A 17,177-nucleotide genomic window follows, 5' to 3' on the forward strand; every position below is an offset into this window, starting at 1 on the left:
TTCCGTTTTCCAGTGTTGTTCTCTCTATCCATATGGTATAATTAATATATTCTGTGGTAACATTTTGATATACTAATAACTAAAATGATAAAACAGCCTGTTGATAAATCAGTAACAATATACCAGTTTGTATAGGAGTGTTTATGAAAAAGATAGCTATTAAACCAAACATACTAAACCGAAGTAACATGCTTCGCGTAAATATTCGCCGTCCCATTATATCGGTATTCGTTGCCTTAATCCCGCTTCTACTGGCTATTGTGGGACTAACTGCTTGTAAATCAAAGCCGGAGGAGCCACTTCCAATCGTTGTTGAAGAAAACACCTCGGATTCTGATAGTCCGCTTCAAGGCATGGTGGATAATATCACAGAGCCACTCCCTGAACCTGTCACCCCTGAGCCACTACCATCCTTACCACCGGCAGAGGAGGAGGTCATCGCTGAAGAGGTATTTTCTTTTATCGATCCCAGTGGTACGAATCTAGAGACACGTATTCGTCCTCCCAAGGGATATGTGAGAATTCCTTCCGACCAGAAGGAGTTAACCGGCTTTATAAGAAGCTATCCTTTGAAACCAGATGGCAGTGAGGTTCTTCTCTATGATGGTACGCCAAAGAGCAACCAACATGCTCATGTGGCTGTGTTTGATTTGGATACGGGTGACCGTGATCTTCAGCAGTGTGCGGACTCTATTCTTCGTGTATATGCAGAGTATTTCTGGTCCATCGGTGATTATGACCGAATTGCATTCCACCTTACCAATGGCTTTCTTATGGAATACACCAAATGGAGGGATGGAAATCGTATAGTGGTTGATGGCAATAATGTAAAGTGGAGTAAATCGAAATCCTATAATGATTCCTATGAAGAATTTGTGAGATACCTGATGTCTGTATTTACCTATGCGGGCACATTATCCCTGTCACAGGAGTGTAAGCCGATTGATATCTCAGAGCTCCGTCCCGGCGATATGTTCCTGCAGGGTGGCAGTCCGGGGCATTGTGTCCTTATTGTCGATATTGCAGAAGACAGTGATGGTAACCGTGCTTTCTTACTTGCCCAAAGCTATATGCCTGCACAGGAGTTTCATATATTAAAAAATCCTCAACATCCAGAGGATCCTTGGTACTATGTATCGGAAATCACCTATCCCTTCCAAACTCCTGCCTGGACATTTGATGAGGGTTCTTTGGTTAGATGGGGTGATTTCCCCTTAAATGGAGCTATGATAGATTCAATAGAATAATCAAATTAAATATAGAGCAAAATAAAATAAGGTTGGCCAAAAAGGTATGCTCTTATGAACATACGTTTTAGCGAACCTTACTTCTTATTTCTACCCTCTCGCTTCCCCAACTATAATCCTCTGGATAATACCTTCTCCAGTACTAGCCTTTTAAAGGGTACCAAAAATTAGTTAATATGTCAATACTTTTTCATGTTTTTCGTAAAGTTTCTGTCATAATGCATAAAACATCTGATATTATTTTCCATATCCTTTCGGATTCTTGCTTTGCCAACGGTAAGAATCCTCACACATCTTATGAATATCACGCTCAGCCTTCCAGCCCAATTCACGGAATGCTTTCGAAGGATCCGCATAGGATACTGCAATATCTCCCGGCCGTCTGGCTTCTATGGTATAGGGTAGCTTTTTACCGCATGCCAGTTCATAGTTATGAATAATCTCTAATACACTATACCCCACACCCGTTCCCAGATTATATATCTCCAGACCTGGATTCTGGCTAAGCTTTTCTATCGCTTTAATATGCCCCAGTGCTAAATCCACCACATGGATATAGTCTCTAATACCGGTACCATCAGGGGTATCATAATCATTACCATATACCTTAATATGATCCAGTTCTCCCATGGCTACCTTTGCAATATAAGGTACCAGATTATTCGGAATACCATTGGGGTCCTCTCCAATCTCACCGCTCTCATGAGCTCCAATCGGATTAAAATAGCGAAGAATGGCTATATTCCATGAGGAATCGGATCGATAAAGATCCTGTAGCATCTCTTCTATCATTAGTTTGGTTCTACCATAGGGATTAGTAACAGAAAGTGGTGTATAATCCTCAGTAATTGGTATCGTTTTCGCTTCTCCATATACCGTTGCAGAGGAGGAGAACACCAAATTCTTAACGTTACATTCCTGCATAACCTCCAATAGTGTTATCGTTCCTACCAGATTATTACGAAAATATTTTAACGGTATGGAACAGGATTCTCCCACAGCCTTTAATCCTGCAAAATGAATGACCGCTTTGATTTCTTCCTTGATAATAATATCACATAAAGTATCCTTTTCCTGAATATCAGCCTCATAGAAGCTGATTTTTTTACCAGATATCTTCTCTACTCTTCGAATAGACTCCATACTGGAATTACTGAAATTATCGATGGCGGCCACCTCATATCCCGCATTCAATAATTCAATTATAGTATGGCTGGCTATATACCCCGCTCCACCAGTAACTAACACCTTCATAATCAACACCTCTTCCTCTGTTGCGTTCCATATTACTGAAATTGTAACGTCATTTATTCTATTCTATATCAAAATACGTTGATTGAAAATAAGAAATTATGTCAAATGCAAAACATTTGCATTGATAATGGTGTTTTATGTTTTTACTGGCGAATCTGAACCACAAATGACATTCTATACTTGCGTAATTATGACAAATCATTTATTCTTGACATAGTGCAGATTATTATTGTGATACGCATGTATAAAAATGAAGGTGTGATGATAACGTAATGGATAAGCAGTTATTTCAACAAATCTGCGATGAAATCATCGGTCAGCGGCAGGAAACCAACGGGATTGGTACATTAAGTGAAAAAACCATTCACTCTGTATTAAAGCACTACTATTCTCCTGACCAAAGCTATCATGAAATAAAAGTCGGAGGGTTTGTTGCAGATATCTTTACAGGAAATGAGATTATCGAAATTCAGACCCGTAATTTTGATAAGCTTAGAAGAAAGCTTACTGCCTTTCTTGAGATATCTCCGGTAACAATTGTGTATCCTATCCCCAAGCATAAATGGTTACGATGGATTAATCCACAAACAGGTGAGATTAGTCCACCAAGAAAATCTCCAAAGACTGGTACACCGTACAGTATTTTTCCGGAATTGTATAAAATAAAAAACTATTTGGTCAATCCAAATCTGAGTCTGAGAATTGTATTGTTAAACCTGGAGGAATATCGATATCTGGACGGCTGGAGCCATGATAAAAAGAGGGGGTCCACTAGGTTCGACGGTATTCCCACGGAGCTGGTGGAAGAAGTTTCCATTATGTCTTTAGAGGATTACAAACTTCTTATTCCAGAACTACTGGAAGCAAAGTTTACAACCAGGGACTTTAAAAGGGCTTCCGGACTGCCTTTACACGCTTCACAAACCGCTCTGAATATTCTATATTTTGTTGGTGCCGTGGATCGCGTGGGTAAAAAGGGAAACGCCTATATCTACTCCCGGGTTTAACCAGATCAATCTATGATATAATTGATATATAAATCGAAAATTATAAGAAAAACGGAGGTAAAAGAATATGAGTGATGAAACAGTAAACAAAATAGAAAATGAAGAGGTAACTGATATCGGAATCAACCAGCAGGAGCTACCATCTGGCAATGAGGGTAGTAACGAAGCTGCCAGCGAAGCATCGGAAATGATTCCTTCAATGGATGACTTTAAGGATGAAATTGAGAATTCCTTTCGTAAAATTAAGGAAGGGGATATCTTAAAGGGTACGGTAATCGGTATCTCCGAGACGGAGGTTGTCCTAGATCTTGGTTATTATACCGAAGGCATAATTAAGCTTGAAGAAATTAGTAATGATCCCGCCTTTTCCATCAAAGCAGATGTTACCATGGGAGAAGAAATCTCTGCCATGGTCCTTACGGAGGATGATGGACAAGGCCATATCCTTCTCTCCAGAAAGCGCGCGGATGACGTACTTGCCTGGGAAAAGCTGACCGAAGCTATGGATAATAAGACTGTCTTCCGTGTAAAGGTATCACAAGCTGTTAACGCTGGCGTCGTTACCTATCTGTACGGCGTACGTGCCTTTATTCCAGCTTCCCAGCTGTCCTTAACCTATGTTGAAGATCTTAATTCGTGGGTTGGTAAAGAACTCGATGTTGTTGTTATCACTGCATCCGCTTTAGAAAAGAAATTGGTTTTATCCGGTAAAGAGGTAGAACGTGAGAATGAAATCAGAGAAAGAAAAAGTAAGATCTCTCGTCTGCAGGTAGGAATTGTTACAACTGGTACCGTTGAAAAGATCGCTCCCTACGGCGCATTTGTGAATATCGGAGAAGGCTTGACTGGTTTGGTTCATATCTCACAAATCTGCGGTAGAAGAATTAAATCTCCGAATGAGGTTATAAAAGAGGGCGAGACAGTTACTGTTAAAATTATCGATGTGAAAGATGGAAAAATAAGCTTAAGTATGAAGGCGGTAGAAGAAAAAGAAGACGTCATTGAAGATGTAGAGGAAACTCCTTCCACTTATTCTACGGGGGAAGAGGCTACCACCGGACTTGGTGCTCTTTTGAAAAACATTAAGCTATAAAATAGGTTATTGATTACCATTCATAATATGAATAAGATGACCCGGCAAATGGTTACGATAGATCGTAATATCAGAACCATTTACTGGGTCATTATTAAATTGATCGCTATATGCAAGCCATCATATATTTTTCATGATAATTGTTTCACTTTATTCCTATATTATTTAGTATATAGCTATTACATCTAACACATATAATACTAGAAATGCGATTCCTCCTAGTGACAGGATATTCAGAATAATCAGGAACCGAAGAAGAGCTTTTCCCTTATTCACCTTAGTAGTAAGCTTATCCAAGTTCGTTAGAATCTCTGCCTGCAGCTGATGATTATACTTCTCAGTATCTCCTTTTAGCTCTGATATTCTATTGGAAAGCTGGGTTAATACTTTATCATCATTAATCTCCTGCTTCTCAAGATAGCTTTTCATGCATTCATGAGCCTTTTCCAGTGAATCACGATACTGTGATAACATGTTTTCGTACATTGCGGTAGTTCGCGATGGCGTCGATTGATTATTCTTGCCTGCTACTTCTCTTCTAGCAGTTAATCCAAAAGGTAAATTCATAACATTTTCTCCTTTGTACTATGCACGTAATCCAAACAAAACTCTCTTCCTACCCGGCTTTTTTTGTTTGGTCTCTTTCTCCTTCTGTATCTCTTTTCTCTCATTTTCCTCTTCCACTATCGTTCCAAAGGATTCGGCTACGACGGTTTTATAACTCTGTGTAAGCTCTTCATGATACCCCTCAATACGATCCTTACTGTAGCTTTTGATTTCCTCGTTAATGCTTAGCATTTTCTGATCCAGATATGCCACAATATCAGAACATTCCTTCAATTCCTTTCTGATATGCTCCGGTGCATTTCCTTCAAATTTATAATAAATCTTATGCTCTAAGCTTGCCCAGAAATCCATCGCTATGGTTCGTATCTGAATTTCCACTTTGGTATCTATCGTTCGGTCTGATAAGAAAACCGGAACGGAAACAATCATATGATAGCTGGTATAACCATTTGGTTTCGGACACGTGATGTAGTCCTTTATCTTTAATACCTTAATATCATTCTGTTTGGTAATTAGATCTGCTATACGATAAATGTCAGAAGTGAAGGAGCATATAATTCTTATTCCTGCCACATCATTCACATATTTTACAATATTTTCTACTGTCAGTTCCTTCTCATTGTGTCGCAGCTTTTTCGCAATACTCTGCGGCGACTTGATTCTTGATGTAATATGTTCTATCGGATTATATTGGTGTGTAATTTTAAATTCATTATTTAATATTTCAAGCTTCGTATTAATCTCTTTTAATGCTGCATCATATAATAAAAGAGCCTTGCTCCATTCCTCTGCCTCATTATAAAAAATGGGGAGATCCATTGCATCACAACCTTTGTATTGTATAGTATGTCAAAAAAACAACTTTATATTGTTCATAATTTGTTCATTATTTATATTATAGCATAAAAATATGAATAATTCTTTAAGTTTTGTAATCTTAATGAAATTTTAACTTTTATAAAATTTTGAATAAAAAAGATTGACAATACAAGGAGTCTATGGATATAATAGTGGAAGACTATAACAGAAAGTGAGGTAAAACTATGAATTTAAGTATCGGCAATTATCAACATAACATATTGATTCATACGAATTTCTATGATATTACCTCACGGATTCGAAAAAATTAGTCTGTACTTTAATCCTTACCTGCCTGCTGCCAGTAGGATTTGGGATAAAGTTAGCAACTGAATTTTTTGATTATAATACCGCGGTATATCATACTGCGGTTTTTTTGTGTGTTTTAGACTTGACCCAATCTGAACAGTCATGGAAAAATTGTATGAAGTTTGCCGCTTCTTTGATCAGAACGATGGAAAGTATGCTTTACGAACTTTCTTTTGTCATGAATTATTAACACGGATTTCAACTTGAGGAGGATTGAAATGAGTGTTTGCCGCCGACAAACGGCAGAATGGAGGGAACAATGAAGATTAAACGCTATATTTTAAAATATTGGTACGCCTATCTTACTGCAATTCTATGCATTGTAATCGCGGTATCATTAGATATGATATATCCGCAGGTAACGAAACAGATCGTGGATAACGTCATCGTCGGAAGGGAGCTTTCCTTACTGCCGAGACTGCTTATTATGATCTTAATTATTGGTATCGGAAGGTGTATCTTTCAATACGTTAAGGAATATGTTTTTGATTTGGTAAGTGCCAGAATTACTATGAACATCCGTCGTGATTTATTCAAGCATATCCAGGGACTATCCCTTAGTTTTTTTGATAAAAACAATACAGGAGAGTTGATGTCCCGACTGAAGGATGATGTGGATCAGGTCTGGGCAGCACTCGGATACATTAGTATGTTAATTATTGAGGTTGCTATTCACACCGGTATTGCACTCTACTGCATGTTTTCACTAAGCCCGAGTTTAGCTGTATTTCCAACGATTGTCCTACCGATGATGGCAGGTTTAGCCATTCTGATGGAGAAAAAACTAGGTAAAATCTATGAGGCTATTAGTGAGGAAAATGCTAAACTGAATACGGTTGCACAGGAAAATCTGTCCGGTGTACGTACGGTAAAAGCCTTTGCCAGGGAGAAATTTGAGATCAAGAAATTTCTTTCCCATAACAAGCAATACTATGACCTTAATATGAAGCAGTCAAAGGTATTTATTAAAATCAACCCATATTTTCAATTTGTTACAAAGTTACTGCCTTTGATTGTAATTATGTATGGAGGTTACCAGGTTATCAATGATAAGATGTCACTGGGATCCTTAGTTGCCTTCACTGATTATTCCATGAATATCGTATGGCCTATGGAAATGCTCGGATGGCTATCCAATAGCTTTGCCTCCGCCATTGCTTCTACAAAACGTATTAATAAGATATATCAGGAGAAGCCTGAAATTACTGAAATTGAAAATCCGGTAATTCTTGATGAAGTAAAGGGTAGCATACGCTTTGATAAAGTATCCTTTTCCCTATCCGATAAAACCATTCTTTCCGATATCAGCTTCGACTTAGGAGCCGGTAAGACGATTGGAATTATGGGTGCAACAGGTACGGGAAAGAGCTCTATCATTAATCTATTACAGCGCTTTTATGATGCGACGGAGGGTGAGATTTTCGTAGATGGTGTGAATATCAAGGAATTAACCTTAAAACAGCTGCGTAAGAACATCTCTCTGGTAATGCAAGATGTATTCCTTTTCTCCGATACCATTAATGAGAATGTGAAAATGGGTAAGAAAAACCTGGTGAGCCAGGAGGATATTGTAAATGCTGCAGTAAGTGCTCAGGCGAAAGAGTTTATCGATCGTATGGATAACCAGTTTGAGACCGTTGTTGGAGAACGTGGTGTTGGTTTATCCGGTGGGCAGAAACAGAGAATTAGTATAGCAAGAGCATTGGCAAAGAAAACTCCGATCCTGGTGTTGGATGATTCCACTTCCGCTCTTGACATGGAAACTGAGCATATGATTCAAAAAGCCTTAACACAAATTGATGCAACAAAGATCATAATTGCTCACCGAATTTCTGCCGTTCGTAATGCGGATGAAATTATCATATTAGAGGACGGTAAAATTATGGAACGCGGCACCCATGAGACATTGCTGCAGAAGAAAGGTTATTATTATGATACTTATATGGCACAATATGGTGACTATCTCGAAGTTATGGGATCCTCCAATGCTGTGCCGAAGGAAAAGGAGGTGGCAGTATGTCAATAAATGCCGTCAGGGAAGACGAGTACCAAAAATCCGTCAGTAAGAAGAATACCTTGGTTCGGTTATTCTCCTATATGTTAGCTTATAAGCTTCCTATTCTGGCAGTTCTATTCATTATGCTGATTACGGTAGCAATCTCCATAGTGAATCCGCTCATCCTGGAACGGGCCGTAGACTTTCATATAGCGAACAAGGATATGAGAGGTTTATTCATTCTTGGAGCGTTTGCTGTTGGACTCAATATCATCTTTATTCTACTTGTTAAGCTACGTATGTATCTAATGGCAAAGATATCAAATGAAGTACTGCTTACGATAAGACAGGAATTATACACCCATATTCAGAAGCTTAGCTTTAGCTTCTTTGACAGTCGTCCGACTGGTAAGATACTTGCCAGAATCATCGGCGATGTAAATTCCTTAAAGGATGTTCTTTCGAACAGTGTTACTACATTAATACCTGATTTCGTTACAATCTGCGCTGTTGTAACTATTATGGTATTGAAAAACTGGAGATTGGCGATTGCATCATTAATCACTCTACCTGTAATGATATTTGGACTTTCGTTCATTCAGACCCGTTCTCATAAACGTTGGCAATTGCATCGTAAGAAGAGCTCTAATCTGAATGCCTTCATTCATGAGGATTTATCAGGTATGAGAATTGTTCAAAGCTTTACCGCCGAAGATGAGACAGAAGAGAACTTTGATTTTCTTCTAAAGGAACACCGTGATTCCTTTGTTAGCGCAGTTCGTCTTAATGATGCTTTTGGTTCTGTAATTGATTTCAGCTGGGGAGTCGGCTCCTTCTGTATGTATTTGGCAGCAATAACAATACTGGGAATAGGAAAAGAAAACGTAGGAACCTTAGTTGCTTTTGCCTACTTCTCCTCCATGTTCTGGCATCCGATTATGAACCTAAGTAACTTTTATAATCAGTTAATCACCAATATTTCCGGTGCAGAACGAATCTTTGATATCATGGATACCCAACCGGAAATCGCAGATTCTGATACAGTAACTGAGCTACCTGAGATACGCGGTGAGGTTCGCTTCGATCATGTATCCTTTGCCTACGATGAAGATACTAAGGTGTTGAATGATGTCAGCTTTCAGATTAAACCCGGAGAGACCATTGCATTGGTTGGTCCTACCGGAGCTGGTAAAACAACCATCGTAAATCTAATCAGTCGTTTTTATGACATACAGCAGGGTAATATCTATATCGACGGCTATAATATTAAGGAAGTATCCATTGAGAGCTTAAGAAAGCAAATGGGTATTATGACACAGGATAACTTCCTTTTCTCCGGTACCATAGCCGATAATATCCGCTACGGTAAACTGGACGCCACCGATGAAGAAATTATCGCTGCCGCGAAAGCAGTGAATGCCCACGACTTCATAATGAAGATGGAGAAGGGGTATGAAACAGAGCTGAAGGAACGTGGTGCCGGTCTTTCCATTGGACAGAGACAGCTTCTGGCATTTGCCAGAACCATGGTATCCATGCCTAAGATATTAATACTGGATGAAGCAACCTCCAGTATTGATACTCATACAGAACTTCTGGTACAGCAAGGGATTGAAGCACTTCTTAAGGGTCGGACCTCCTTTGTTATAGCGCACCGCTTATCCACTATCCGAAAGGCGGATCGCATCTTTGTTATTGATGACGGTCAAATCCTCGAACAGGGTAGTTCGGATGAATTAATCGCCAAAAAAGGTCTGTACTACAATCTGTATATGGCACAGTTTAAGAATATTGAAGCATAAAAATACGATATGGGGCTGTTGCATAATACATTTACAGGGAATATGACTTACCATAATGCACTGTCGGAAGAACAGATTGCTGTATTTTGTGTGAATCATGCGATTATTTATATTCGCATGAGACATACAAAATCATCAATATGTACTTCCTTCTGTGTGTGAGGTAAGTCATATTCCCTGCATGTATATTGTGCAACAACCCCATATCGTTTCTTTCACTCAATTATGACATTAATCCAAAGAAAACTCATACTCATCTCTAATTAAGTAAACCTGACTATTGAATGAAATGGTTTTTATCTTATGAACCGGCATATCTCCGGTAACACAAAGAGTATAAATCCCTGTCTCCTTATCATATTCCCAAGAACCTCCGGCTCCATCCCCATTCACAAACATTCCGTTAAAGTATGCAAACTCCATATTATCCTTTGGAAACTCAAATTTAAGAGAAAGTACTAAGTGTTCCTCATCTCCAAGGTAATCCTCATTTCCCTTTTTTACATCCAGTATATGCATCTTACAATGCTTATACTCAACCGTTTCCGGGAATTTAATCCTCTCCCCATTCTTTGATATGGAAAGCTTGATCTTCTTATTCTCATGTTCCAGTACTGTGATAATAGGTACATGCAGGGTTGCCTGTTTCTTCATCTCTTCCGTGACTGTAATACCGGACAGATCAAATTCCACACTTGTTCCATCCCCATTGACATCTTCGCTATAAACTACATCGTCTCCAATCCTGATATATGGCCGATTTGCATTCCTATCAGCAGAATACTCCTGATAGGAATATACCTGGTCAAAATCCGAAAAATTCATATTATAAAACTCAACTCTAAGACGATCCTCCGTCCAATTCGGTATCGCTGTTATCGATATATCATTATGCATTTGAGTTGGCCCAATCTCCTGTGCTGAGGAATAGGTCTCATAATCCTGTAATTGGAACTGGAATATAAGATCACCAAACTTCACCTGATAGTCCTCTGATAGATCCCAATCTGTCAATTCTACCTTGTAATAACTGCTACAGTGATAACTGGTGAAGGAACCTCCCATGCTGCCGGACTCCTGTATATATTCCTTCCCTCCAATGATAAGTGAGATCTTAGGACTTGTCATGTATCCGATTTCAATTTCTTTATATTCAAAATACTTCTCATATCCCTTTGCTTTTAGTATATCTATTGCAGCTTTTTCATTTTTTTCCTTTAAAGAATTGTCGAATAATTCCTCCTCCGTTACTCCTTTCAGATCAATCTGAAGTGATAACCATGCACCCTGCTCCGTAATATATACATTACTTAAAGTGGCCTTTATATCCTCATTCTCCAGTGACTGTGCCTTCCCTTTCATATAATAAAGGATATCGTTCTTTTCTTCCTCCACTATACCAACACCGGGGATAAATGCTAAGAGCTTATTCATAGCTGCCATAACCGAACCGGAATTCGCCACTATTACCATGATTATTAGCGCCGCAGCAGTAATAACGGTAAGAATATTCCTATTGCTCTTTGTCTGCCTGAGCTGTTTTTTCACATACGCATCATCAGGTTGTATCCCCTGCTCTCTGTTGAGCTTATCAAGCTGGTCCAGCCTTTTTGCAATGTCAGACATAACCTTTTCTCCCGGACCCTCATCCAATATAAATAACCGATATAATTCTTTATCAAAGGAACTATTCATACTGATAACCTTCTTTCTGTAACTGTTTTTTCAATCGCTCCCTGCCTCGAAACAATCTACTCTTTACGGTTCCAATTGGCATGTTACATATGTTGGAAATCTCTTCTAAGTCAAACTGGTTAAAGTAATAGAGCACTAATGGTATCCGATACTTATCCTCCAGTCTGGCCAACGCATTATGAAGAAAGGTTCCCTCTTCTTTTTTAAGCATCATATCTTCCGGATGATTTCCTCTGTCTTCTATATCCCAATTCTCTTCCTCCAATGCAAATTGAGGTGCAATACGATTTCTGCGGTGTTCCTTTCTGATATGGGATTTCCATAGGCTTATGGCAATGGCCAGAATAAATGCTTTGGGATTCTGATTCTCTGCTATTCTCTCTTTGATCTGATACGCTTTCACTATGGTATCCTGATAAAGATCATCTGCATGATCTCTTCTTCCTGCCGCTAAATGTAAGCAGAATCCATATATGTCCTTGCTATAATGTTCTGTCATTTTCTCAAAGGCATTTCGATCCATACTTCCCCCTTCGGATTAAGCTTCCTTATTCCTATGTGTCAATTCTACTTTATATATGATGTGGTTGAATTATTTCTCCATCTATCTATATATAGACGTATTATCCGTGATGGTTCCCATTAATCTGTCTTTTATGTATCATATGCCATGCAAAAAAACAAGAGGAGGGTCTGTATTTCGTTCCCTCCTCTAATCACTTTTATACATTACCACTCTCTACCAATAATAATATCTGATTGTCTGTATAAAATCAATTTATATCAATTCTCATCCTCTTCAGATGACCCACGACGGCTAAGCTTTCGATTAAGTGTGTCTGCAATCTTTGCATCCTTTTGAAAGATCAGGTACATTATTGCAAAATATATAATCGCTACAACAACTAGTAAATATAGAATCTCCGGGAAAAATCCTGTCTCTAGCCATTCGCATAAATAACCGCCTACAATAATAACTAAATTAACATAGACATAGTGAATAATTCTCCTTACCCACATCTGTTTTTTACCATACTCTCTGGGGGAATAGAATATAAGGTTTCCCAGAGCACATATTAATGATAAACCAGCTATCTGCCATAATATGTGATAGGTTAATACCGACTCGGGTGCAAATATTGTAATAAATATAGCAGCACTTATTAAGGATCCCGTGGTAATATAGACAAAGGTCTTACCGATATCTTTAATCCAATCCATTATACTCCCTCCCTCAGTCCAAGTTTCCTTTTAAGCTCGGGTACATACTGCCTTGAAATAATAACGGTTTCCCCATTAAAAAGCAACGCTTCAAAGCGTCCCGAGTAAGCCGGGCTAATACTCTTTATCTTCTTTACATTCAGTATGACAGATTTAGAAGCTCTAAAAAATTCTGTGTCCTTATAATCCTCTTCAATTTCATATAGCTTAAGCTTTGTTTCATACACGTCCTGCTTGCAGTATAAAAATACTTTATTATCCACACCTTCAAAGTAATAAATATTACTTGGATCAATCATCGTTATCTTTCCGTCCTTTATCCCTGCAAGCTTTTTCTTACTTAGCTTCATATCTGCAATAAATTTGAGTAATACATCATTCATCTCACTGCAGCGAATAATAATATGATCCTCTTCTCCAGGCTTTTTATCCTCAATTATTATCTTCATAGGAATCTCCTATCTGCTCATTACATTTCGCTTTCTTTGCAAAACCGCAGCTATCACTATGAAAATTATACCACTAATTATCAAGAATGCCAGCTTAAAATTATCGCCTACTACTTTGTCGCTCCAGGATATTGTAATACCCATATATTCCTTATAGCCCTCCAAGGCTTCCGAAGGCAATCCTGCAAAGGTGGTATTGATTATATCTGTGGTAAACGTTTCCCTCATAAAGGAGGATGCGTATAGCATGGGCATGCATTTTAATACAAGCTGTACCTTCTCCGGAAGCATTCCCATAGGAAGATAAATTGCAGACAGAAAACCTACTAAAGTACCTACGATTGTACTTAGCCCAGAAAAAGCACTCTGGGAGTGAACGAAGTTCGCCAGTAGAAAGACCATGGTGGATGAAGAGAACACAATAATAATAATTTTTAAGAAGATATCTCCAAATTGAGCAGCCGAGAATACCTCTCCACCTGTTATTCCGATATAGGCCTCTCCAATGACCACTGTCGCTATGCACATTATAATTCCCATAATAACCGCAGCTATCACATAAGCGATTACAAATATTCCTCGATTTATTGGAGATACATAAAAGCTTGAAAGTTTCTTATGGACTTCATCTTCCACCATAATACCTACCATAGCCAGAGTTATAGTTATTGAATTTACTACTACTATTCCAGCCAGGGTCCACATAATTACCAGCTGCTCCGCATTCGCTCGATCAAGCTCAGCATCCCTATTTCCACCATACTGGCCCAGTAAATCTACTACACCATCCGCATTCATCTTACCTAAGAATACTACCATTAATCCAATAATAATTAACATGGATAATAAAGAAAAGAATATATTGGAACGATCCCTGATATATACCAAGATGTTCCTTTTAATTAATCTGAGTAAAAGCATAATATCCTCCTTCTGATTTATAGCCTATCAGCTATAAACTCTTTCCTGTGATATTTAGAAATACATCGTCCATGGTTCCCTGAATTACCTCATATGATTTTAGATATTCTTTCACACGGTTTAAAATCTCAAGGCCATGTAAAGAATCCTGAATTATGACACGAATGTGATTCGTCCTTTTTTCGCTGGATATGTTCTGTTCATTAAGGACTTTCGCTAGTTCGTCAAAATCCTGTGGAACCAACTTTAGGATATCGTGTGCATACTTTTCCTTCAACTCAAATGGTGTACCATTGGCTACCAGTTTACCTGCTTCCATAATAGAGATATACTGCGCTTTCGCTGCCTCCTCCATATAATGAGTGGTTAAGAATACGGTCATCCCCACTTCCTTTTGCAGGGCTTCAATGCTGGACCATACACTTTGTCTGGTCTGCGGATCTAAACCAGTAGTAGGTTCATCCAAAAATAATAACTCTGGGCGGTTCATCAGGGCTCTGGCTATTTCACAGCGTCGTTTTTGCCCTCCTGACAGCTTATTAAACTGTCTTTTAAGTAAGTCCCCGATGCCCAAAACATCACAAACATAATCCAAGTTAGCCATGATTTCTTTATTGTTATTATGATAAAGACCTGCTCTGATCACCAGGTTTTCCTTTATGGTGAGTCGGTTATCCAATGTGTTATCCTGAAATACAACTCCGATTTTGCTGCGAATCTCACGGTCTTTCTTTCCCAGACGGTGTCCACATATTGTGACCTCTCCTTCCTGTCTGGGAAGTAAGGTACATAGCATATTGATTGTTGTAGATTTTCCAGCCCCGTTTACACCGAGGAAACCATATAGCTGACCTTTTTTTACCTTAAAGCTAATGTCATCCACCGCTTTTATATCTTTGAAATATCGCTTTAGATGATTAACCTGAATAATATCTTCCATAAAAACCTCCTTATACTCCTCTTCCTGTTTTGCTAGTTAGTTGATCAATTACTTATCCTATAACTCCGACTAATTTCATTATGATATTACCGGAGCTTTACTGATTGAAAGTGTATTATGATTTCTTTTGATATGCAATAGGATACAAAGTAAGATGCACTTTTTAATGGTAAGATGTTTATGTTAAAGGGTAAGTTACACAGTAATCAACAATAAACGGGCCTTTTATATCTCTCCAATCTATCCTAATTATGATACAATTTAAGTACGCTTTGTGAGCTTTTATTGTCATTACAAAAGGCGTGTCTACTCCGGTTATGAGCCGTAGCGACACGCCTGTATATAATAAATATTGAACATCACTAAAATCTTCTTTTGGGCAATGTAATGATAAAGCTGGAACCCTTTTTATACTGAGATCGAACTTTAATCTTCCCTGTATGGGCAAGAATAATTAATTTTGCCAGGGATAGCCCCAATCCGTGACCACTGATATTCTGATTTCTGACATTATCAGATCGATAGAAACGATCGAAGATATGATCCACATCGTTTCTGGTCATACCGATTCCGGTATCTTGAATTGTAATTACGCAATCCTCATTTATCTTTTGACACAGAATCGTTATTTCGTCTCCGTCTTTGGTATATTTTACTGCGTTATCAATAAATATACGAATTGCCTGTTTTATGGACTGCTTATCCCCATATACAATCACATCTTCCATAATCGGGGCATTAATGATCCGATTCGCAGCAACCAGTTTCGTCTCCTTTACCATGTCTTCGATTAGTAAACGCATGTTAAATCGCTTTTTCGTTAATTTCAAGGTTTTCTTATCATGGCGGGACAGAAATAGCAGCTTTTCAACCAAATCCTGCATTGACCGTGCTTCATTTTGTATTGCTTCAATCGATTCATGCAACACCTCTTCATTCGTAGTACCCCATCGGTTGAGAAGATTTGCATAGCCCTGAATCACTGCTATTGGGGTTCTTAATTCATGTGATGCATCCGACACAAACTGCTTTTGACTTTCATAGGAGGTCTCAATGCGATCCAGCATGGCATTAATTACGGTTGCTAAATCCTTTAGCTCATTCTTGGTTCCCTCGATATTTAGCCGCTCACTATGCAAATTGTTCACGGTTAATCGATTGGCTGTGGCAGACATAATACGGAGCGGTTCAAAGAGCCGGATATCACTGCGTATTCCCTTTCGAATAATAAGGCATACAATGCCAAGATATAAAAGAACCATCTTCCACAATAGAGAGAAAAAGTCTATATAGCTACGAGTTAAATCATATTGAAACTGAGCCAGATAAGTTACCCCCTGTAGGGTGAATTTCTCCTCAGAATCAATAATTAGGATATGTCCTCTATCTTTACGATTATAGTAGATTCTATTAAAAAAGGCTTTTTCTTCAGCCGGAAAATAGGAGATATCGTTATAAAGTTCCTCTCCCGTATCGGTATTGGTAATTCTCATAGAAAGCCCTAACATATAATATGGATTCACACATTTTGCACCATCCATATCCGTTATGGAGACTATGATATCCTGGGACATCTGATCGTATTTAGCCTTTTCCGATAGCATATATAATAGAAAGAAACCTGCCATAAATAAAATTCCATGGGTCAGTAATAGGCGTAGGTAGGCCATGGATATACGAAATGCCATGGAAAAACGAAAATTACTAAGAAACTCCTCTTTTTTCTTTCTGATCGGGAGTATAATTTTTTGTAATATCTTTCGTATAATATCTAACAAACGATTTCTCATTATGCTTATCAACGTTGAATATCTACGC

Annotated in this window: 15 protein-coding genes; 5 read left to right on the plus strand and 10 right to left on the minus strand. The window is 38.4% G+C overall.

Annotated elements, in window-relative coordinates; translation table 11 throughout:
* Positions 1–143: 143 nt before the first annotated feature.
* Positions 144–1,247, plus strand: a complete 1,104-nt coding sequence (locus H0486_RS17780; RefSeq protein ID WP_228354269.1) for a DUF4846 domain-containing protein — start codon at positions 144–146, stop codon at positions 1,245–1,247.
* Between the two features lie 237 nt (positions 1,248–1,484).
* Here the strand turns inward: H0486_RS17780 and galE are convergent, their stop codons facing one another.
* Positions 1,485–2,501, minus strand: a complete 1,017-nt coding sequence (galE, locus tag H0486_RS17785; RefSeq protein ID WP_228354270.1) for a UDP-glucose 4-epimerase GalE — start codon at positions 2,499–2,501, stop codon at positions 1,485–1,487.
* A gap of 272 nt (positions 2,502–2,773) precedes the next feature.
* Between galE and H0486_RS17790 the strand changes: the two genes are divergently transcribed.
* The gene (locus tag H0486_RS17790) at positions 2,774–3,508 is read left to right on the plus strand and encodes a hypothetical protein (RefSeq protein ID WP_228354271.1); all 735 of its coding nucleotides are present in this window, start codon (positions 2,774–2,776) and stop codon (positions 3,506–3,508) included.
* 67 nt (positions 3,509–3,575) lie between these two features.
* Positions 3,576–4,601 (plus strand): S1 RNA-binding domain-containing protein, encoded by a 1,026-nt coding sequence (locus H0486_RS17795; protein ID WP_323163561.1) that lies wholly within the window; start codon positions 3,576–3,578, stop codon positions 4,599–4,601.
* A 165-nt stretch (positions 4,602–4,766) separates the two neighbouring features.
* Here H0486_RS17795 and H0486_RS17800 read toward each other — a convergent pair whose 3' ends face one another.
* Together H0486_RS17800 and H0486_RS17805 are read right to left on the minus strand one after the other, a co-directional pair.
* Complete coding sequence (locus H0486_RS17800; RefSeq protein WP_228354272.1) at positions 4,767–5,168, minus strand: hypothetical protein; 402 nt, start codon at positions 5,166–5,168, stop codon at positions 4,767–4,769.
* 18 nt (positions 5,169–5,186) lie between these two features.
* Positions 5,187–5,987 carry a GTP pyrophosphokinase gene (locus H0486_RS17805; RefSeq protein ID WP_228354273.1) on the minus strand — a complete coding sequence of 267 codons (801 nt, stop codon included), beginning with the start codon at positions 5,985–5,987 and terminating at the stop codon, positions 5,187–5,189.
* A 607-nt stretch (positions 5,988–6,594) separates the two neighbouring features.
* Between H0486_RS17805 and H0486_RS17810 the strand changes: the two genes are divergently transcribed.
* Complete coding sequence (locus H0486_RS17810) at positions 6,595–8,361, plus strand: ABC transporter ATP-binding protein (RefSeq protein ID WP_228354274.1); 1,767 nt, start codon at positions 6,595–6,597, stop codon at positions 8,359–8,361.
* Positions 8,352–10,133 (plus strand): ABC transporter ATP-binding protein, encoded by a 1,782-nt coding sequence (locus H0486_RS17815; protein ID WP_228354275.1) that lies wholly within the window; start codon positions 8,352–8,354, stop codon positions 10,131–10,133. The genes H0486_RS17810 and H0486_RS17815 overlap by 10 nt, the downstream gene beginning before the upstream one ends.
* Positions 10,134–10,364: 231 nt before the next feature.
* Here the strand turns inward: H0486_RS17815 and H0486_RS17820 are convergent, their stop codons facing one another.
* The 7 genes from H0486_RS17820 to H0486_RS17850 all read right to left on the minus strand — a co-directional run bounded on the left by H0486_RS17820 (position 10,365) and on the right by H0486_RS17850 (position 17,137).
* Positions 10,365–11,828, minus strand: coding sequence for a hypothetical protein (locus H0486_RS17820; protein WP_228354276.1), 1,464 nt, complete (start codon positions 11,826–11,828; stop codon positions 10,365–10,367).
* On the minus strand, positions 11,821–12,351 hold the full coding sequence (locus H0486_RS17825; protein ID WP_228354277.1) for an RNA polymerase sigma factor: 531 nt from the start codon (positions 12,349–12,351) through the stop codon (positions 11,821–11,823). The genes H0486_RS17820 and H0486_RS17825 overlap by 8 nt, the downstream gene beginning before the upstream one ends.
* 260 nt (positions 12,352–12,611) lie before the next feature.
* Positions 12,612–13,049, minus strand: coding sequence for a DUF3021 family protein (locus tag H0486_RS17830; protein WP_228354278.1), 438 nt, complete (start codon positions 13,047–13,049; stop codon positions 12,612–12,614).
* A complete protein-coding gene (locus H0486_RS17835; protein WP_228354279.1) occupies positions 13,049–13,498 on the minus strand; it encodes a LytTR family DNA-binding domain-containing protein in 450 nt (149 codons plus the stop codon). Before H0486_RS17835 ends, H0486_RS17830 begins: the two co-directional genes overlap by 1 nt.
* Positions 13,499–13,507: 9 nt before the next feature.
* Complete coding sequence (locus H0486_RS17840; RefSeq protein WP_228354280.1) at positions 13,508–14,419, minus strand: ABC transporter permease; 912 nt, start codon at positions 14,417–14,419, stop codon at positions 13,508–13,510.
* Between the two features lie 31 nt (positions 14,420–14,450).
* Positions 14,451–15,359: an ABC transporter ATP-binding protein gene (locus tag H0486_RS17845; protein ID WP_228354281.1), complete on the minus strand. Its 909-nt coding sequence runs from the start codon at positions 15,357–15,359 to the stop codon at positions 14,451–14,453.
* Between the two features lie 362 nt (positions 15,360–15,721).
* Entirely contained in the window at positions 15,722–17,137 is a 1,416-nt protein-coding gene (locus H0486_RS17850) for a sensor histidine kinase (RefSeq protein WP_228354282.1), read from the minus strand.
* Positions 17,138–17,177: the final 40 nt, after the last annotated feature.

This window comes from Variimorphobacter saccharofermentans (genome assembly GCF_014174405.1).
GTDB classification, from domain to species: domain Bacteria; phylum Bacillota; class Clostridia; order Lachnospirales; family Lachnospiraceae; genus Mobilitalea; species Mobilitalea saccharofermentans.